This window comes from Cupriavidus sp. MPR-AND1C (assembly GCF_058809705.1).
Genome location: NZ_JBXASU010000010.1, coordinates 1 through 18298, shown reverse-complemented (window position 1 = coordinate 18298; position 18298 = coordinate 1). Strand labels below are relative to the sequence as shown.

18 protein-coding genes and 1 tRNA gene are annotated in these 18298 nt (G+C 66.8%); 15 read left to right on the top strand and 4 right to left on the bottom strand.

From position 1 onward, the window contains the following. Nucleotides 1-162 precede the first annotated feature (162 nt). On the top strand, nt 163-2439 hold the full coding sequence (gene rpoD / locus AC1RWI_RS08415) for an RNA polymerase sigma factor RpoD (RefSeq protein WP_043348269.1): 2277 nt from the start codon (nt 163-165) through the stop codon (nt 2437-2439). Nucleotides 2440-2466: 27 nt separating this feature from the next. Then, nucleotides 2467-2545, top strand: a tRNA-Ile gene (locus AC1RWI_RS08410). A gap of 168 nt (nt 2546-2713) precedes the next feature. Here the strand turns inward: AC1RWI_RS08410 and AC1RWI_RS08405 are convergent. The 3 genes from AC1RWI_RS08405 to AC1RWI_RS08395 form a co-directional block, all read right to left on the bottom strand. Further along, nucleotides 2714-3076 carry a hypothetical protein gene (locus AC1RWI_RS08405; RefSeq protein ID WP_043348266.1) on the bottom strand — a complete coding sequence of 121 codons (363 nt, stop codon included), beginning with the start codon at nt 3074-3076 and terminating at the stop codon, nt 2714-2716. Between the two features lie 328 nt (nt 3077-3404). Further along, a complete protein-coding gene (locus AC1RWI_RS08400; protein WP_492865726.1) occupies nt 3405-3872 on the bottom strand; it encodes a hypothetical protein in 468 nt (155 codons plus the stop codon). A gap of 56 nt (nt 3873-3928) precedes the next feature. Further along, entirely contained in the window at nt 3929-4261 is a 333-nt protein-coding gene (locus AC1RWI_RS08395) for a hypothetical protein (protein ID WP_492865724.1), read from the bottom strand. Between the two features lie 326 nt (nt 4262-4587). On the opposite strand from AC1RWI_RS08395, the gene AC1RWI_RS08390 reads away from it, so the two are divergent. From AC1RWI_RS08390 to AC1RWI_RS08330, 13 genes are all read left to right on the top strand, one after another. Continuing rightward, the gene (locus AC1RWI_RS08390) at nt 4588-6225 is read left to right on the top strand and encodes a ShlB/FhaC/HecB family hemolysin secretion/activation protein (protein WP_082054909.1); all 1638 of its coding nucleotides are present in this window, start codon (nt 4588-4590) and stop codon (nt 6223-6225) included. Nucleotides 6226-6292: 67 nt separating this feature from the next. Then, a complete protein-coding gene (locus AC1RWI_RS08385) occupies nt 6293-8092 on the top strand; it encodes a DUF2341 domain-containing protein (RefSeq protein ID WP_043348260.1) in 1800 nt (599 codons plus the stop codon). 15 nt (nt 8093-8107) lie between these two features. Further along, entirely contained in the window at nt 8108-8518 is a 411-nt protein-coding gene (locus AC1RWI_RS08380) for an ExbD/TolR family protein (RefSeq protein ID WP_006158977.1), read from the top strand. Nucleotides 8519-8528: 10 nt separating this feature from the next. Further along, on the top strand, nt 8529-9236 hold the full coding sequence (locus AC1RWI_RS08375) for an energy transducer TonB (protein WP_492865721.1): 708 nt from the start codon (nt 8529-8531) through the stop codon (nt 9234-9236). A gap of 86 nt (nt 9237-9322) precedes the next feature. Further along, nucleotides 9323-11086 carry a putative porin gene (locus AC1RWI_RS08370; RefSeq protein ID WP_492865719.1) on the top strand — a complete coding sequence of 588 codons (1764 nt, stop codon included), beginning with the start codon at nt 9323-9325 and terminating at the stop codon, nt 11084-11086. A 10-nt stretch (nt 11087-11096) separates the two neighbouring features. Continuing rightward, nucleotides 11097-11864: a hypothetical protein gene (locus AC1RWI_RS08365; RefSeq protein ID WP_492865717.1), complete on the top strand. Its 768-nt coding sequence runs from the start codon at nt 11097-11099 to the stop codon at nt 11862-11864. A 191-nt stretch (nt 11865-12055) separates the two neighbouring features. Next, nucleotides 12056-12997: a peptidylprolyl isomerase gene (locus AC1RWI_RS08360; protein WP_492865715.1), complete on the top strand. Its 942-nt coding sequence runs from the start codon at nt 12056-12058 to the stop codon at nt 12995-12997. 98 nt (nt 12998-13095) lie between these two features. Continuing rightward, nucleotides 13096-13641: a YbjN domain-containing protein gene (locus AC1RWI_RS08355; RefSeq protein ID WP_492865713.1), complete on the top strand. Its 546-nt coding sequence runs from the start codon at nt 13096-13098 to the stop codon at nt 13639-13641. A gap of 63 nt (nt 13642-13704) precedes the next feature. Beyond that, the gene (locus AC1RWI_RS08350; RefSeq protein WP_492865711.1) at nt 13705-14187 is read left to right on the top strand and encodes a YbaB/EbfC family DNA-binding protein; all 483 of its coding nucleotides are present in this window, start codon (nt 13705-13707) and stop codon (nt 14185-14187) included. After that, complete coding sequence (locus AC1RWI_RS08345) at nt 14168-15589, top strand: trypsin-like peptidase domain-containing protein (RefSeq protein WP_492865709.1); 1422 nt, start codon at nt 14168-14170, stop codon at nt 15587-15589. Before AC1RWI_RS08350 ends, AC1RWI_RS08345 begins: the two co-directional genes overlap by 20 nt. 133 nt (nt 15590-15722) lie before the next feature. Next, complete coding sequence (locus AC1RWI_RS08340; protein ID WP_492865798.1) at nt 15723-16439, top strand: STN domain-containing protein; 717 nt, start codon at nt 15723-15725, stop codon at nt 16437-16439. Then, the gene (locus AC1RWI_RS08335; RefSeq protein WP_492865707.1) at nt 16436-16951 is read left to right on the top strand and encodes an RNA polymerase sigma factor; all 516 of its coding nucleotides are present in this window, start codon (nt 16436-16438) and stop codon (nt 16949-16951) included. Before AC1RWI_RS08340 ends, AC1RWI_RS08335 begins: the two co-directional genes overlap by 4 nt. Nucleotides 16952-17032: 81 nt before the next feature. Beyond that, on the top strand, nt 17033-18034 hold the full coding sequence (locus tag AC1RWI_RS08330) for a FecR family protein (RefSeq protein ID WP_492865705.1): 1002 nt from the start codon (nt 17033-17035) through the stop codon (nt 18032-18034). On the opposite strand, the gene AC1RWI_RS08325 is transcribed toward AC1RWI_RS08330, so the two are convergent. After that, nucleotides 18031-18298 (bottom strand): hypothetical protein (locus AC1RWI_RS08325; protein ID WP_492865703.1); only part of this gene is annotated, 268 nt, incomplete at its 5' end. The genes AC1RWI_RS08330 and AC1RWI_RS08325 overlap by 4 nt on opposite strands.

Here is an 18298-nt window from a genome sequence, read left to right as displayed (position 1 = left end):
CCAGCCCAGCCTGTGCCTGCCAAGACAGCTCTGAGCGCCAAGGCGCCCGCAGCGTCCACTTCCACCGGGATCCACCTATCCGAAAACCTGAAGCCCTCGACTTCGGCACACGAGAGCGGCGATAGCGCCAATACAAGCGGCAAGAACGCCGCATCTGTACCTGTGAAAGGCAAGAGTATTACCGTGGCGAAACAGCAGAATACCGAAGTCGAGAGCAAGAAAGCGGCAGCGACCAGCGCCAAGACCGGAGACGCCAAGCCAGGCGCCGCCGAGCCCGAGGCCACGCCGAATGCCACAACTTCCGCCCCCGTTGCATCCGAGCGTCCCGCCGCTCCGGCAGTCAAGCCGGAGCCGAAGAAGCGTGGCCGCAAGCCCAAGGCCGGAGCGCAGCGCGACGACAGCACACCAGACGACGTGACTGAAGAGCTTTACGAAGACGAGATCCCCGCGGCAGCAACGCCGACTGCCGCGCCCAAGAGCGACAAGCAAAAGGCTCGCGACCGCAAGGCCAAGGAAAAGGCTCTGCTCAAGGAGTTCGCCTCGACGCAGCAGGGTACCGAGGAAGAACTGGAAGTACGCCGCCAGAAGCTCAAGGCGCTGATCAAGCTCGGCAAGTCGCGCGGCTACCTGACGTACGCGGAAATCAACGATCACCTGCCGGACGACATGGTCGATTCGGAAACGATCGACACGCTGGTCGCCACGCTCAACGACATCGGCATTGCCGTCTACGAACAAGCGCCGGACGCCGAAACGCTGCTGCTCAACGACAACGCACCGTCGGCCACCAGCGAGGAAGAAGCTGAGGAAGAGGCTGAGGCAGCACTTTCAACCGTTGACTCGGAGTTCGGCCGCACCACCGACCCCGTGCGCATGTACATGCGCGAGATGGGCACGGTGGAGCTGCTGACGCGCGAAGGTGAAATTGAGATCGCCAAGCGCATCGAGGCCGGCCTGAAAGACATGGTGATGGCGATCTCCGCCTGCCCGGTCACGATCTCCGAGATCCTGGCCCTGGCCGAGCGCGTTGCCAGCGATGAAATCAAGATCGACGAGTTCGTCGACGGCCTGATCGACCCGAACGCCGCGGACGTGCCCGTGGCCCCGCCGGCTCCGGCCGTGGTGGCGGCTGCCGAGGAAGACGAGCTGGAGTCTGACGGCGAGGAATCGGACGAAGACGAGGATGAGGATGCTGGCGGCCTGGCTGCCTCGGCACGCCAGCTCGAAGAACTGAAGCTGGCCGCGCTGGAAAAATTCCGCGTGATCGCCGAGCAGTTCGACAAGATGCGCCGCTCGTTCGAGAAGGAAGGCTACAAGTCCAAGTCCTACGTCAAGGCCCAGGAAGCCATCCTGAACGAGCTGATGAGCATCCGTTTCACTGCCCGCAACGTCGAGCGCCTGTGCGACACGCTGCGTGGTCAGGTGGACGAGGTGCGCAAGCTCGAGCGCTCCATCCTGAAGATCGTGGTGGACAAGTGTGGCATGCCGCGTGCGGATTTCGTCGCCCGTTTCCCGGGCAATGAGACCAACCTCGAGTGGATCGACACGATTATCAAAGACGGCAAGCCGTACAGCACCATCGTCGAACGTAATGTGCCGGCCGTGCGCGAGCTGCAGCAAAAGCTGATCGACCTGCAGATGCGCGTGGTGCTGCCGCTCAAGGAGCTCAAGGAAGTCAACCGCAAGATGAGCGAGGGCGAGAAGCGCGCCCGCGAAGCCAAGCGCGAGATGACCGAGGCCAACCTGCGCCTGGTGATCTCGATCGCCAAGAAGTACACCAACCGCGGCCTGCAGTTCCTCGACCTGATCCAGGAAGGCAATATCGGCCTGATGAAGGCGGTGGACAAGTTCGAATACCGCCGCGGCTACAAGTTCTCGACCTACGCGACGTGGTGGATCCGCCAGGCCATCACCCGCTCGATCGCCGATCAGGCGCGCACCATCCGTATCCCGGTGCACATGATCGAAACGATCAACAAGATGAACCGCATCTCGCGCCAGATACTGCAGGAAACCGGCAACGAGCCGGATCCGGCAACGCTGGCCGAGAAGATGGAGATGCCGGAAGACAAGATCCGCAAGATCATGAAGATCGCGAAGGAACCGATCTCCATGGAAACGCCGATCGGTGACGACGACGACTCCCATCTTGGCGACTTCATCGAAGACACCAACACGCTGGCCCCGGCCGAAGCGGCGCTGCACGGCTCCATGCGCGACGTCGTCAAGGACGTGCTGGATTCGCTCACGCCGCGCGAAGCCAAGGTGCTGCGCATGCGTTTCGGCATCGAGATGAGCACGGACCACACGCTGGAAGAAGTTGGCAAGCAGTTCGACGTCACCCGCGAGCGGATCCGTCAAATAGAAGCCAAGGCATTGCGCAAGCTGCGTCACCCGAGCCGCTCCGATAAGCTAAAGAGTTTCCTTGAAGGCAGTTGATCGGTATCATGCCGGTCTGACTTTCCAGGGCCTCTAGCTCATGCCTGGTTAGAGCAGCGGACTCATAATCCGTTGGTGCCGTGTTCGACTCACGGGAGGCCCACCATTGTTGAAAAAGCCCCGCAGATTCCTGCGGGGCTTTTTCTTTGCCGCGGCGTTTGCGCGGACTTGCGAATCGTGGCCCGGCCACCGCTGCATTGCAGCTATACAGCCGCCTTATCGCCGCTTTATTGCACCCTTGTCGCCGCGTCGGACTTTGGCTAAGCAGGCCGCGCTATTTGTCCATGCCGGCAGTGGGCGATTTCTTCTGGCTTGGCGCCTTGCCAGCAGGCTTCTTGGTAGAAGCCTTTGAGTCGGTGAGCGCCGAGGCCGTGTTCTGGTTGGCACCCTGGGTGTACGGGTCAAACTTGTCGTTGGCCTTTGCGGTGTCTGGCACGTAGCCGTCCTTGTTGGTAGCGCGTTCGGCGTCGGGTACGTAGCCGTCTTTATTGGTCGTGCGCTGAGGGTCCGGCACATAGCCGTCCTTGTTGGTGCTACGCATGTTGTAGTCGTAGCGATCCGCTGGATTTGCGGGGCCTGCGGCGTAGACGGTACCCGGCAGGAGAACTGCAATTGCCACTGCGATAGCGATCTTCATGGATGACTCCTTCCAATCAAAGTCGATGTAAAGCCGACGACCCTCGCGCGCTCACCTGGCGCAACGGTCCGCCTATCAGCGTAGCCGTCAGGCTTGCAGAATTCCAGTGATCATTTTTTGCCGCGCGCCTGTGGTTGAGCCCATGTATTGCTGTTGCAGGCGACGAGTTCCGAAAGGGGGGGGGGCTTGCTAGCGGAAGTGCATTGCGTTCAGCGCCTGAACACGCAAGGCGGCATTGCGCCCGCTCAGGCCCGCACCGAGGCAGGCGCGTTCGCTCCGATGGCGTTGCCGTCCGTGCCGCTCGGGCGAGCCGCGCAGCACCAGGCCTTCATAGCTTCTGCACGGCGGCCAGGTCGAATATCTTCGCCCAGCGCAACGCTTCCTTCCGGCTTGCCATCGGGATCTGCCAACTGCCCTGCGCCTGGTGTTCAAGGCGCAAGGCAAGCACCCATGCGGTGCCGTTCTCCAGCGCGGCGGCACTCGCTATATCCGCAAAAATAAACTTCGCCTGCTGTCCGTCGACATCCAGCGCGCCACGCTTGCGTTCCGGATCCACGCGCATCGTCCCCCACGCGCCCTCCAGCGACAGGATGCGCTCGCCCTTGATCTTGACGCCGTGGATCGCGCGGTAGCGGCGGACAAGGCTTGCGACGAATGCCACGAGCAGCGCCGCGCAGAACAAGACGGCAGCGGTTCCGGCGATCGCGCCATAGGCTGCGGCCACCGTGGCGTACAGGCGGACCGCGCCGTAGATGAGGGCACCGATCAAGGCGAGGCCGGCGATGATGAATGGCACGTCTTTTCCTTTAAAGAATCCGTGGTGAATGAACTAGCTTGCGGCCGCTAACGTGGCTATGGCCGTTGCGGCGTGACCGATGTGCCGAAGGTGTTGCCCATGCGGTGGCTGGTCGCCGAATAGTTGAACAGCCCCAGGGCGTTGGAGGGACGCTCCACGATGGCCTCGGACGCCAGCTTGCGCTCCGAGGGCGGCTGGCCGGGGGCGGGCTTGGGGCTTAGTCTCTGCGTCAGGCAAGGAAACGATGGGGCCCGCATGCCATTGACTTCGACCTCGACGCAGCGCGCCGTGCCATCCCCGGTTGGTGGGGATACCTCCGCAGCGAGTAGCGGGCAGGCCGCGCCAAGGCTACCTGCGGCAATCACTACAGCGTTCAGCCATCCGCGCATTTCGTGCTCCGTCTTCATTGATTGCCAACCACGCCATTGACGATATGCCTGAAGTGTAGCGCTCCATTCCGGGTGGCGCGGCATGCAATTGCCCTGCGATATCGCCGCCGTCGAGGCGCATCGCCATGCTCCGCGCCAGCACATGAAGCTTTCGTGACAAACGACATTCGGCGCGCGGGCCGTTCGTCTAACCAATCGTACGCGGCGCTGAAATGATGACCGCTCATCATGGCCTCATCGGATGCGATCGCTTACGACTTGCCTCTGGTCGAGGCGCCGGCGCAAGGGAACGACGGCAATTGTTTCGCAAGGGATTGAGCAAACACATGCATGACAAGAACAAGAACGATGCGTCCGCGCGCTGGAGGGCGCTATGTCTGGCGGTGCTAGGACTAGGGACGCAGGGAACCGCGATGGCGCAGGCCCCCGCTGCCACCGAGGCGGCAACGCCTGGCGTGCAGGCCGATGCGCAACGGCGCGTCGACATCAACGAGTACATCGTGCGTGGGAACACGGTGCTGGATGCGCGCGCGATCGAGCGCGCGGTCACGCCTTACCTTGGGCCGAAGCGCACGATGAAGGATATCGAGGGCGCGCGCGATGCGCTACTGGCGGCCTACCAGGCCAAGGGGTTCCAGTCGGTGTACGTGGACCTGCCTGAGCAGCAGGCGGTCGGCGGCGTGGTCTTTCTGCAGGTGAGCGAGACCAAGGTGGGCCGAGTGCGTGTGGTGGGAGCGCAGTACAACTCGCCGGTAGAGGTGCGCGAGCAGGTGCCCGCGCTGGCGCCGGGCACGGTGCCGGACTTCAACCAGGCGCAGACGGAGCTCACTGCCTTGAACCGGACCGCGAACCGGCAGGTGATGCCGCTGGTCAAGCAGGGCGCGCTGCCTGGCACCATGGACGTTGACCTCAAGGTCGAGGACAGCAGCCCGTGGCGGGCGAGCGTGGGCCTGAACAACGACTACAGCGCGGATACCAAGCAACTGCGGGCCACGGCTTCGCTGGGCCACGACAACCTTTGGCAGCTGGGGCACAGCGCCTCGGTCAGCTTCTTTGGCGCCCCGCAGGACCTGAACCAGACCCAGGTGTGGTCTGGCTCGTATGTGGCGCCGCTGCGTGGCACTAACTGGGGCCTCGAGGCTTCTGGCTACAAATCGGACAGCAACGTCGCGACGACGGGCGGCACGAACGTATTGGGCAAGGGCCATGCGGTTGGCGTGAAGGCCACCTACACCGTGCCGAACACCGGAGCGTGGTGGCACGCATTCAGCGCGGGCGTGGACTTCAAGGACAACGAAGAGGTGACGCGCCTGGGCAGCACCGGCAATACGGTCCCGCTCAAGTACGCGCCGATCACGCTCGGCTACTCGGGCTTCGGCCAGACGGAGCGCGGCACCTATGGCCTGAACCTGTCGCTGGTCGCGGGCACGCGCAGCTTCCTTGGCTACGGCAGCACCGCGCTGCAATTCGACAACAAGCGCTACAAGGCGTCGCCGAGCTTCATGGTGCTCAAGGGCGATACCAATGGCGCCTACACCTTCGCGGGCAACGCGCAGCTGGGTTGGCGCCTGGCTGCCCAGATCACGGATTCCCCACTGGTCTCGAACGAGCAGATCGCAGCCGGCGGCATGAACTCGGTGCGCGGCTACCTGTCCGCCGAGTCCACCGGAGACTATGGCGTGGTCGGGTCCGTGGAAATGCGCACGCCACCGCTGGCCTTCTTCACTTCCGTGGTTGAAAACTGGCGTGCTTACCTGTTTGCCGATGCCGGCCAGGTCCGCCTGCGCGATCCGTTGCCCGAGCAGAACAGCAATTTCTCGCTCGCCTCGGTAGGTGTGGGCACCACGTTCCGCCTCGGCCAGAAGGTCACCGGGCGCCTGGACCTGGGCTATCCGCTCAAGGACGGGCCACGCACGCAGCGCGGCGACCCGCGCGTGAACTTCAGCGTCACCGCCAGCTACTGAGCGCGTGCAGCGCGCCGTTTCCAACCTGATACATCGACTCCCGACGAGCTAACCGAGAACCACTGTCATGCGACGCATCCTTTTGCTCGTGCTCACGCTGCTGAGCACACTCCTGCCGGACCTGGCCCATGCCTGGTGGCAGCCCGACTGGGCCTATCGCAAGCCGATCACGATCGACGCCGGCCCCAAGGCCGGCGCGATCGGCGGCGATGCCGGGCGTACCCCGGTGCTGCTGCGCCTGCATACCGGCAACTTCAGCTTTGAAGGCGTGAGCGAGACCGGCGCCGACCTGCGCTTTGTCGCCGCCGACGACAAGACCGTGCTTAACCACCAGATCGAACAGTTCGATCCGCTCCTGGGCATCGCGCTGATCTGGATCGACGTCCCGTCGGTCTCGGCCGCCGGCCCGCAGCAGTTGTGGATGTACTACGGCAACGCCAAGGCGCCGGCATCGGGCAATGGCCAGCGGACCTTCGACCCCGACTACACGCTGGTCTACCACTTTGCCGAAGGCAGCGTGCCGGCGCGCGACACCACGGCTTACGGCAACCACAGCCAGACCGCCGTGGTGAGCGTCGATGGCACGGTCATCGGCAAGGGCGCGCAGCTCGGCGCCGCCCCGCTGGTGCTGCCGTCGTCCCCATCGCTGGCGCAGGCAGCCGGCGCGCCGTTCGGCTTCTCCGCCTGGGTACGCCCCGAGAAGCTCGGCCCGCAGCAAGTCGTCTATGCGCGCCGCGATGGCGCTGGCGAACTCGTCATCGGCATCGACCAGGGCGTGCCGTTCGTGCAGGTCAATGGCCAGCGCAGCAATCCCGGCCAGCCCGTGCAGGCGGGGCAGTGGTCGCACCTGGCAGTCAAGTCCGATGGCAAGAGCGTGTCGCTGTATGTCGGTGGACGTCCTGCCGCATCGCTGGCAACCGCCTTGCCGGCGCTGAACACGCCGGCCACGCTCGGTGCCGACGCGGCGGCAGGGGCAGCGCCCAACGCGCCGGCCGCGGCTACCGCGCTGAGCCCGTTTTCCGGTGCCATCGATGAAGTGCGTTTGTCCAAGGTCGCGCGCCCGGATGCGCTGATCCTCGCCGACGCCGTATCGCAAGGTGCTGAATCGCGCCTGGCCGTGTTCGGCGCGGACGAGCAGCAGGCCGGCAAGAGCCATTTCGGTTTCATCCTCGCCGCCATGCCGCTGGACGCCTGGATCGTGGTGGGCCTGCTCGGCATCATGATGGCGCTGTCGTGGGCCATCATGATCAGCAAGGGCCGCAGCTACGGCGCCACCTCGCGCGCCAACGCTGCATTCATGGTGCATTTCCGCGAAGCGGCCGGCGCGCCGCTGGACCAGCTGGCCAAGAGCAACCGCGTACCCGAGGCCGTCAAGGCGGATTCGTCGCTGTGGCGCTTGTATGAAATGGCGGTCGAAGAATTGCACCGCCGCCATCAGATGGGCTACGACCTCAACGCAGTCTCCGACGCGACCATCAGCGCGATCCGCGCGGCCATGGATGGCGTGATGGTGCGCGAGAGCGAGCGCATGGCCAAGCGCATGAACTGGCTGTCGACCACCATCGAAGGCGCGCCGTATGTGGGCCTGTTCGGCACCGTGATCGGGATCATGCTGGTGTTCGTCGTGGCGGCCATGGCCGGCGCGGTGGATATCAACTCGGTGGCGCCGGGCATGGCCGCGGCCTTGCTGTGTACCGCTGCCGGGCTGGGCGTCGCGATTCCCGCGCTGTTCGGCTACAACTGGCTCGCCTCGCGCTCGGACTCGATCGGCGCCGACATGGCGGTGTTCGTGGACGAGTTCGCCACGCGCCTGGCCGAAGAGCAGGGCGAGGGACGTCGCGTCCCCGCCGCCCTGCACCGGGCTTAAGGGGAGCGCGCGGCCATGGCATACGCAGCCAAATTCGGCACCAAGAAGCGCACGGGCGGCATCAACATCACGCCCTTCGTCGACGTGCTGCTGGTGGTGCTGGTGATTTTCATCCTGACCAGCAATGCCAGCATTCCGGGCATCAAGGTGGACCTGCCCAAGGCGAGTTCGTCGGTTGCGCTGGAGAAGCCCAAGACCAAGGCCATCACGATCGACAACGCGGGCCAGGTGTTCCTCGACGCTTATCCGGTGACGCTGCCTGAGCTGGAGGAGCGCTTGCGCACGGAGAAGGCGCTCACGCCGGATTTCCCCGTGATCGTGCGGGGCGACGCCGCCGTGCAGTACGCGAAGGTGGTGGAGGTGCTGGACCTGCTCAGGCGCATCGACCTGAACCAGATCGGCCTCGTCACCGGCAAGCCGGCGTGAGGAGAGTCGGGTGAAACATCGTGATCCAACTCCTCCTCCCCGGCAGCGCGCCATCGCCTTGTGGCGCCGCTGGGGCGGGCTGATCATCGGCGCGCTGGTCATCATCGGGCTGGCCGTGCTGGTCTGGCGCCTGCTGTCCGACACGGCCAGCACCAAGCGCGAGGTGGCGGCCACGCCGATGCTGGTGCTGCCACCGCCGCCGCCGCCTCCCGAGCCCGAGAAGCCGCCCGAGCCGGTGCCGGAGAAGGTCAAGCCGGAGGTGGTCGAGCCCGAGCCCAAGCCGGCGGACCCGCAGGAAGCGCCAAAGGACGACGCACCCCCAAGCCCGTCGAAGGATCTCGGCGACCCGGTCACGATCGACGGCGCGGCGCAAGCCGGCACGGATGCATTCGGCATCCAGGCCGGGCGCGGCGGCGGCATGACCGGCGGTGGCGGCGGGCTGGGCAGCCGGTCTTACGCGAGCTACGTCTCGGGTGCCTTGCAGCAGGCTTTCGCGCGCGACCAGCGCACCCGGCAGCTGGCGTTCGAGGACATCCGCATCGAGCTGTGGCTGGACGCCGACGGCCGCGCCACGCGTGTGCAACTGGTGCGCGGCACCGGCAACGCGCAGACCGATGAAGCCGTGCTGGCCATGGTGCGCGATTTCCGGGCCGACGAACGGCCGCCGGCGTCGCTGCGCTTTCCGATGCGCATGTCGATCAAGGGGCGCCGGCCGTGACGCGGCCTGCAGGCCGCCGCCGCATGCCTCACCGCATGCCCTACCGCATGCCCTACCTATTCCACCTCATTCTCGTGAACGAACCGATGAACCATCCAGCAAACTCCCGGCGCCATGCGCAGCCGGCCCGCAAGACCCACGCGCTGGCCGCCGCCATGGCGATCGCGCTGCTCGGCGCAAGCGGCGCGGGCTACGCGCAAAGCGCGGCACCCGCCGATAGCACCATGGTCAAGCTGATCCGTGGCCTGATGCAAAGTGGCGCCCTGAAAAAAGATGCCGGCGAAGCCTTGCTTGCCCAGGCCCAGACCGAAGCCATGGCGCAACAGCAGGCGCAGCGCTTGGCCTCGGCATCGGCCACCGCTGCCGGCGGCATGCGCGTGGAGCCGGGCGACGTGCGCGTGCCCTATATTTCCGACACCGTGCGCGACCAGATCCGCGACGAGGTCAAGGGTCAGGTCATGGCCCAAGCCCAGGCCGAAGGCTGGGCGGCACCGAACGAAACGCCGGAGTGGACCAAGCGCATCCGCATCGAAGGCGACGTGCGCGTGCGCGACGAATCGCGCTTCTATTCCAGCAACAACAGCGATATCGCCATCGACTGGGCGGCCATCAACCAGGGCAGCGGCTTCGATGTCAACCCGAACACCAATCTCTCGCTGCCGCCGCTGGTCAACACGCGGCAGAACCGCGTGAGCCTGCTGCGTGCCCGCGCCAGGTTCGGCGTGCTGGCCGATATTTCCGACAGCACGCACGCGGGCATCCGCATTGCCACCGGCAACGACGACAGCCCGGTGTCCACCAACCAGACGCTGGGCGGCGGCCTGGCCAAGAAGAACGTGTGGCTCGACCAGGGCTGGCTGTCGTACAAGCCGGCCGAATGGGTCAACCTCACCGCCGGCCGCTTCGGCAACCCGTTCGTGTCGTCCGACCTGCTGTTCTCGAACGACCTGAACTTCGACGGCCTGGCCGCCCAGTTCGACAAGGCGTTGCCCAACCGGGACGTCGCGCTGTTCGGCACGCTCGGCCTGGTGCCGCTCGAGTATTCCTCCGACAGCTTCCCCAGCCGCAGCCAGAACAAGGCGAGCAGCGAGAAGAAATGGCTGCTGGGCGCACAGATCGGCGCGAGCTGGAAGCTCAACAACGACAACCGCCTGCGCGGTGCGCTGGCGTACTACGACTTCCGCAACGTCAGCGGCCAGGTGTCGCAGCCTTGCGCGCTGTACGCCGGCGCCGACGGCTGCAGCACCGACTGGTCACGCCCGGCCTTCATGCAGAAGGGCAACACGCTGATGCTGTTGCGCAATATCGCGCTCAATCCGCTGGATCCGGCTGGCACGCCGCAGCCGCAATACGTGGGCCTGGCCTCCAAGTTCCAGTTGCTGGACCTGAACTTCCGCTGGGAAACCAAGGTGGCGGGCAGCCTCGGCCTGCGCATGGATGCGAACTACATCCGCAACCTGGCCTACGACGAGGGCGGCATGTTCTCGCGTGCAAACGGCGGCATCGTCAATAACTTCGGCGGCAGCGGCGGCACCAGCCGCGCGGACTTCAAGAGCGGCGGCAACGCCTATATGTTCCAGGCCACGCTGGGCAAGCCCGTGACGCTTGCCAGGGGCGACTGGAACATGCTGCTTGGCTACAAGCGCATCGAGCCGGATGCCATGCCGGACGGCTACAACGATTCGACCTTCCACCTGGGCGGCACCAACGCACGCGGCTACTACGTGGGCGGCTCGTACGCGCTCGACAAGAACACGTGGGTGACCGGCCGCTGGACGTCGACCAAGGAGGTCTATGGCCCGCCGCTGGCGATCGATATCTTGCAGGTCGAGATCAACACGCGCTTCTAGGAGGGATACCGTGTCATCCACATCACGCTTGCGCGGCGCCTGGCGTCCACTGGCGCTCGCCGCCAGCTTCATGATGGCCGGCGCAGCGGCTCACGCCCAGCCGGCCCAGACCATGGAAGAGCGCCTGCGCGCCCAGTTGCGCGTTACCACCACGCAGCTGCAACAGGCGCAGAACGAACTGGCCGCGCTCAAGGCCGGCGCGCCACATGCCGGCGCCGCGCCATCCGGCGCGGACGCCGACGCGAAGAAGGAACTGGAGCGCGCCCGTGCCCAACTCGCTGCCGAGCGCCAGGAGCGCGAGCGGCTGAGTGACAGGAACCAGCAGGCGCAACAGCAGGCACAGGCGGTTGCCGAGAAGGCGAGCACGCAGATTGCACAGTACCGCAACGCCTATGACGAACTGCTCAAGCTCGCGCGCGCGGCCGAGGCGGACCGCCAGCGCCTGGCCCTGGAGGCCAAGGCCCAGCATGCCACCGTGGCGCAGTGCGAGGCCAAGAACGCGAAGCTCTACGCAGTGGGCCAGGAGATCCTGCGCGCCTACGAGACGGTGGACCTGGGCACGGTGATGATCGCGCGCCAGCCCTTCGCGGCGCAGAGCCGGGTGAAGTTCGAGCAGATCGCGCAGGAGTATGGCGACAAGCTGTATGAAGGGCGCTTCGCGGCCGGCGCCGCGGCAGCCGCCGACGCACCCGCGCAGGCGGCTGCCGATGTCAATGCTGCGGCGAGCACGACGAGCGTCACGAGCACCACGGGCGCGGCAGAGGCGCCACGCCCATGACGCGCAAAGCCAGCAACGGACCGCGTATGGCGGTGGCGCCGAGCCTGCTGTTGCTGGGGCGTGAGTGTTTTGTCATGTTGCTGCGATGTCATGAGGCGCGCGGGCCTGCGCGCGGGCAAGGCGATGCCGCCGGCCCGCGCAGGCGTTCGCCCGCGCTCCCGGAGAAAAAAGGTAAGACACAGATGATTCGAATGAAATCACATGCCCAGTCCATGCTGCCGCCCGTGCGCGCGGCCATCGGCGTCCTGCTGGCCTCGTGGCTGAGCGCAGCGCCGGTGCAGGCCGCGGAGCCCGCCACGGCAAGCGGTCCGGTGGTGGCGCGCGCCGGCTCGGTCACCGTTGGCCAGGATGATGTGGAGCGGCTGCTGCAGGGCCTGCCGGAAGCGGACCGCGCCGCAGCCAGGAGCAACCGCGCGGGCATCGAGAACTGGCTGCGCCAGCGCCTGGCCAGTGAAGCGCTGCTGCGCGAGGCACAGGGCAAGGGCTGGGCGGAACGGCCTGAGGTAAAGGCGCGCGTCGATGCCGCCATGCGCGAGATCTCCGCGCGGATCGTCGCCTCGACCTACCTGGAGTCGGTCGCGCAGCTGCCGGCGGGCTATCCGTCCGAGCCCGAGGTGAAGGCGGCCTATGAAGACGGCAAGGCGAACTTCCAGGTGCCCGCCACCTACCGCGTGACGCAGATCTTCCTGGCCACCCAGGGCAGCGATGCCGCGGCCATGGCCAAGGTGCGCGACGAAGCCCGCAAGCTTGCCACGCAGGCACGGCAGGGCGATTTCGCGGCGCTCGCCAAGAGCCGCTCGCAGGATCCCCGCGGTGCCGAACGCGGCGGGGAGGTCGGCGCGCTGCCGCTGGCGCAGATGCTGCCGGAAGTGCGCGACACCGTTGCCAGGCTCAAGGTTGGCCAGGTGAGCGACCCGGTGCAATCGGCCGCGGGCTTTCATGTGATGAAGCTGCTGGACACGCAGGCTGGCCGCATTGCCACGCTCGACGAGATCAAGCCGCAGCTGGTGGCGGCCATGCGCCAGCAACGCCAGCAGCAGCTCGTGCAGGCCTATATGGCAAGGCTGGTTGCGCCTGGCGCGGCCAGCATCGACACCGCCGCGCTGGATGCCGTGCTGCACAAGGCGAACTGAACAGGACGCGGGCGCGGATCGCGGCGCCCGGTCACGCAAGCCTCAATCCCGATCCAAGCTCCAATCCAAGTCCCAATCTTTTAATCACCAGGATACCCATGAACACCACCGCAACCCAGATCGACACCTCGGCAGACAGCCAGCCCGCACTGCTGATGGCAGTGACTTCGGAGCAGGTCGGCGATGCCATCAAGGCCGCCGGCTGCGCCGTGACGGCCATCGAGCAGGACGGCGTGCTGCGCCTGCACAGCGCCAGCCACGGCGTTGGCTTCCAGGTCCTCTGGGGCAACTCGCTTGCGCCGGATGCGTACCTGGATTTCACGCTGAGCTGCCCGCTGCGGGTGCAAGGCGGCGCGTTGCCCGAGGGGGTGCTGGGCGACTGGCATCGCGCCAAGCGCTTCGCGCGCGTCGCGCAGCACGGCGAATTCCTGGTGCTTGAGATGGACGTGGTGATCTCCGGCGGCGTGGGCCCCGACTATCTCACCGTGGCACTGCAACTGTGGACGCAGATGATGGGCCAGTTCTTCCTGCATCTGCGCAACTTCCAGCCGGCGGTATCGGATGCAGGTGCAGGTGCAGGTGCTGATGCAACTGCCGATGCAACTGCGGATGCTCCTGTGCAGGAAGAGGCAGCCGCCGCGTGATGATCAACGCACGGCCAATCAGCAGGCATTTCAGTTGCACCATGACGAAAGACAGGAACTTCGATGCATTCCCCGATTGAGCCAAGCCGGCAGGCCAGTCCTGCCGCGCGCAAGCTGGCCGTGCCCCAGAAGATGTGGCGGCGTTTGCTCCGTACGCTGGGGCTGGTGGGCCTGGGCCTGGGCCTGGGCGCGGCGTCTTCCGCCGCCGCCCCGGCGCAGCCGTTCCCGCAGCACTGGATGCGCTATGCGCAACTGGCCAGCACGGAGTTCCAGGCGCGGCTGGGCGACCCGGCCGACGCGAGCGCCCTGCGCATGCAGGATTGGATGCAGGCCCGCGCGCTGCCGTGCGCGTCGTTGGTGATGCGTGTGTGGCTTGCTCCCGATGGCCGCGTGGCGCGCATGGAGTTCGACTCGCTGGGCGATCCGCAGGCCGACGCGGACCTGCGCGCGGTGCTGATGACGAAGGCGCTGCCCGAGCCGCCGCCGCCGGATATGCGCCAGCCCATGGTGCTGGAGCTGGGGCTGGATGGCGCGCAAGCGAGCTGAGGTGGCGATGGCTTTCGACCTGGGCCGCCGCAGCGGATTCGCGCGGCGCTCGCTGGCTTTTGCCGCCATGGCGCTGCTCTTTGCGCTGGCGGCAGGCACGGCCGGATGCGCGCCGCTGCAGGCGGCGTCGTGGCGAGCCGCGCCCGATTTCTCGCGGCTGGTCCGCGAGAATGGCCCGGCGGTGGTCAACATCGGTGTAGCCCGCGAGGCATCGCCCGATCCGCTGCGCGGGCGTGCGCAGGGCCAGGACAATGTCGACGAGACCAGCCTGGGCTCGGGCTTCATCCTCAGCGGCGACGGCTATATCCTCACCAACGCGCACGTGGTCGCGCGCGGGTCCCTGGTCAGCGTGAAGCTGACCGACCGGCGCGAGTTCAAGGCCAGGCTGATCGGGCTGGATGCCGTTGCCGACGTCGCCCTGCTCAAGATCGACGCCACCGGCTTGCCGACGGTGAAGATCGGCGACGCAGCGAGCATGGAAGTGGGCAGCTGGGCCCTGGCCATCGGCTCACCCTATGGTTTCAGTCACTCGGTCACAGCCGGCATCGTCAGCGCCAAGGGCAGGGTGCTGCCCGGCGCCGAGTACATGCCCTTCCTGCAGACCGACGTGCCGGTCAATCCCGGCAACTCCGGCGGCCCGCTGTTCAACCTCAAGGGTGAGGTGATCGGCATCAATTCCCGCATCTACAGCCGCAGCGGCGGCTATCAGGGCTTGTCGTTCGCCATCCCCATCGATGTGGCCATGCGCATCAAGGACCAGTTGCTGCGCCAGGGCGCGGTGACACGCGGGCGTATCGGCGTGGCGGTGCAGGAGGTCTCGCAGGCCCTGGCCGATTCGTTCCGCCTGCCCCGGCCCGCGGGCGCGCTGGTGAGCTATGTGCAGCCCGGCGGGGCCGCCAGCCGGGCCGGCCTGAAGCCGGGCGACGTGATCCTGCAGGTGGGCGCGCGCGACGTGGTGCAGTCCGCCGATGCGCTGATCTTCATCGCGGACCTGGCCCCCGGCGTTGCCGTCCCGCTGCGCCTCTGGCGGGACCGCGCCGCGCTCGTGCTGGCGGTGCGGCCCGATCGCTTCGACGCGCCACGGGTGGCGCGCCCAGCCGCGCCCGGGCACGCGCCGCTGGGCCTGATGGTCAGGCCGTTGTGGGCGCAAGAGCGGCAGGTGCTGCGTACCGACGGCGGCCTGCTGGTGCAGCGCGTGAACGCGGCCGCGTCGCGCGCCGGCATGAACGCCGGCGACGTGATTCTCGCTGTCAACGGCCAGCCGGTCGACAGCATCGAGGCGCTGGCCGACGAGGCCAGCGCGGCGGACGGTGCCGTGGCGCTGCTGGTCCAGCGCGGCAACGCACGGCTGTTTGTCGCGATCGAGACGCGGCAGCCGGCGGGTCCCGCGCAGGAGGAATGAGCCATGTCACGGCTGTGGGCGCCAGGCATTCACGGCGGCGTCACATTGGATCCCTACGATGCGCACGGATATGCACTTGGGCCGAGCGCCCGATGCGGCAAGGACTCCTCAACGCACATGGCATTGGATCGTGATGGCACGTTTGGCCGCATCCCCCGGTGCGCGCGCACTGGTTGTCTATATGGCGGTCCTGGCGCTATGCCTGGCCTGCCAGCAGACCCGCGCCCAGCAGCCCGCCAACCGCGCCGGGGGCGAGATGGCATTCGACTTGCCGGCGCAGCCGCTCAGGCAAGCGTTGGCGCAATACGACGCGCAGACCAGCCTGTCCGTCTTCTTTTCCTCCGAGCTGGCAGCGGGGCGAACCTCGACTGCCGTCCATGGCACCTTCAGCCCCGAAAACGCCCTGCGCAAGATGCTCGAGGGCACGGGGCTGAACGTGCAGGCAACCGCGGCCGATGCCTTTGTGCTGGTGCCCGCGCCGCGCTACGCGGACACGGTCGTCGCGCAGCCCCCGGCCAGCGCGGCGCGGCAATATGACGGCGCTGTGCAGTCGCAGGTCTATCAGGCGCTCTGCGCGCGGCCCGCACTCGCGCTCGGGGACTATCGCCTTGCGCTCTATGTGCAGCTCAACGCGGCCGGCCACGTTGCGCACGCGCGCCTGCTGGACACCACCGGCGACAAGGCACGCGATGCGGCCATCATCGAGACCGTGGAGCACGTCGATGTGGGCCAGCCGCCCGGGGATCCGGCCAAGGCATTCGTGCTGCTGGTCAAGCCGGTGCGCTGTGATGCGGCGGCGGCCCGCTCCGGCGCCTGCCGCCCTGCGGCCGGCAGGCGAGCCGATAGATGAGCGACTCCAGCCGCTCCAGCTTGCGCGAGCTGCTCGCGCAACGCTACGACGACCTCAAGCGCCGCCTGACATGGCGCCTGGGCTCGTCCGAGCTTGCCAGCGATGCGCTGCACGATACCTGGGTGCACCTGGAAGACCGCAAGGAGCAGGGCGAGCCGGTCAAGAGCCCGGCCGCCTACCTGATGCGCATGGCCACCAACCTGGCGCTGGACCGGCTGCAGCGCGAGCGCCGTTACATGAGCGCCGAAGAGATGGAGACGCTCATGGCCGAGATTGCCGACCCCGCGCCCGGCCCCGCGCAGACGGTTGCGGCGCGTGACGAGGTCGAGGCCGTTGCACGCCTCATCGAAAGCATGCCGCCACGCCGGCGGGCGATCTTTCTCGCGGTGCGGGTCGATGAGCTGTCGAACCAGGAGGCTGCGGTGCGCTTCGGCGTGTCGCCGCGCCTGATCGGCCTGGAGCTCAAGCGGGCCCATGAGTACTGCATGGCCCATAGCCCCAAGCATGGATGAAAAAAAGCATGCCGATCTGTTGCTTCCCAACCGTCTTGTCTATGTCCACGGGCAAACCACGGTGGCGGCTCGCTTGATGCCATGACACGAATGATGAATCCTTCGCTACAACCGGAACGCACGCTTGACGCGATCGAGCGGCAGGCGCTCACCTGGATGCGCCGCGTGGCGGCGGGCGAGATGACACAGGCCGACGGCGTTGCGCTGCGGCGCTGGTGCTTGGCGGATCCCGCCAACCAGGCGGCTTTGTCCGTGGCACGGCAGCGATGGGCGCAACTGGGCGAGGCCAGCCGGCTGGTGGTGGCCCGCAATCCGGCCAGCCTGCGTTTTGCCGGGACGCCGCGCGCGCCGAACTGGCAGCGGCGTGCATTTCTCGGCGGCGCCATGAGCGCGGCGGCCGCCGCGGCGACGGTGGCCGTCATCCGGCCGCCGCTGGGCTTGTGGCCTTCCGTGGAGGAGATGCGCGCGGACTACCGCACCGCGACCGGCGAGCAACGCCGGCTGGCGCTGGCCGAGGATGTCACCGTCGAGCTCAATACGCGCACCAGTATTGCCGTGCGCTCCGGAGCGGGGCGTGTGCAGGGCATCGACCTGATCGCCGGCGAAGCCGCCGTCGATACCCTGAATGCGCCGCGGCCGTTCGCGGTCGTGGCCGGGCCGGGACGCGCGTTCGCGCAGAGCGCCCGGTTCGAAGTGCGGCTCACGCCGGCCGGCGCATGCGTGACTTGCGTCGAGGGGACCGTGCAGGTGGCGCATGCCACAGGCATCGCGACGCTGAGCGGCAAGCAGCAACTCAGCTACGATCGTGCTGCGTTCGGGCGCATCCTGCATGTCGATCCGACAGGGATGCCGGCGTGGCGGGATGGCTACCTGCGGTTTGCCGATGCGCCGTTGCGTGAGGTGGTTGAGGAGATCAATCGCTATCGGCCGGGTAGGGTGGTGCTGCTGGATACGCGGGTGGCGGGCAGGCATGTGACGGGGCGGTTTCAGATTCGGTCGCTGGATAAGGCGATTGCGCAGATGCAGCGCTCGCTTGGGCTGGAGGTGCGGTCGTTGCCGGGGGGGATCGTGTTGCTTGGTTAGCGCGGTGTTCCATGCCGTTTGGAACTTGATTGGCGATTGGCCGCATGCGCTTCAGCAGGAGGCGCGCGAGCGCTCTTGGTCCCGATGAAGGGCTTGGGGTTGGTGTTGCGGTGAGCGTGAAGACATCGTGCCGCAGGGTTGGTCGCGGTTTCGTTTCTCTTGGCGGCGTTGGTTTTTGGACCCAAAAGCCATACGACATCCCCCTGCGGGGGCTGCCGGTCACTCTTCTTTGCGTCGGCAAAGAAGACTAACGAGAAGAAAGCC

Coding starts and splice junctions, on each gene's coding strand:
- AC1RWI_RS08405 (WP_043348266.1), bottom strand. CDS start 3,076: ATGAAGATCGCTATCGCAGTGGCAATTGCAGTTCTCCTGCCGGGTACC.
- AC1RWI_RS08395 (WP_492865724.1), bottom strand. CDS start 4,261: ATGCGCGGATGGCTGAACGCTGTAGTGATTGCCGCAGGTAGCCTTGGC.
- AC1RWI_RS08390 (WP_082054909.1), top strand. CDS start 4,588: ATGCATGACAAGAACAAGAACGATGCGTCCGCGCGCTGGAGGGCGCTA.
- AC1RWI_RS08385 (WP_043348260.1), top strand. CDS start 6,293: ATGCGACGCATCCTTTTGCTCGTGCTCACGCTGCTGAGCACACTCCTG.
- AC1RWI_RS08380 (WP_006158977.1), top strand. CDS start 8,108: ATGGCATACGCAGCCAAATTCGGCACCAAGAAGCGCACGGGCGGCATC.
- AC1RWI_RS08370 (WP_492865719.1), top strand. CDS start 9,323: ATGAACCATCCAGCAAACTCCCGGCGCCATGCGCAGCCGGCCCGCAAG.
- AC1RWI_RS08360 (WP_492865715.1), top strand. CDS start 12,056: ATGAAATCACATGCCCAGTCCATGCTGCCGCCCGTGCGCGCGGCCATC.
- AC1RWI_RS08355 (WP_492865713.1), top strand. CDS start 13,096: ATGAACACCACCGCAACCCAGATCGACACCTCGGCAGACAGCCAGCCC.
- AC1RWI_RS08350 (WP_492865711.1), top strand. CDS start 13,705: ATGCATTCCCCGATTGAGCCAAGCCGGCAGGCCAGTCCTGCCGCGCGC.
- AC1RWI_RS08345 (WP_492865709.1), top strand. CDS start 14,168: ATGGCGCGCAAGCGAGCTGAGGTGGCGATGGCTTTCGACCTGGGCCGC.
- AC1RWI_RS08340 (WP_492865798.1), top strand. CDS start 15,723: ATGGCACGTTTGGCCGCATCCCCCGGTGCGCGCGCACTGGTTGTCTAT.
- AC1RWI_RS08335 (WP_492865707.1), top strand. CDS start 16,436: ATGAGCGACTCCAGCCGCTCCAGCTTGCGCGAGCTGCTCGCGCAACGC.
- AC1RWI_RS08330 (WP_492865705.1), top strand. CDS start 17,033: ATGACACGAATGATGAATCCTTCGCTACAACCGGAACGCACGCTTGAC.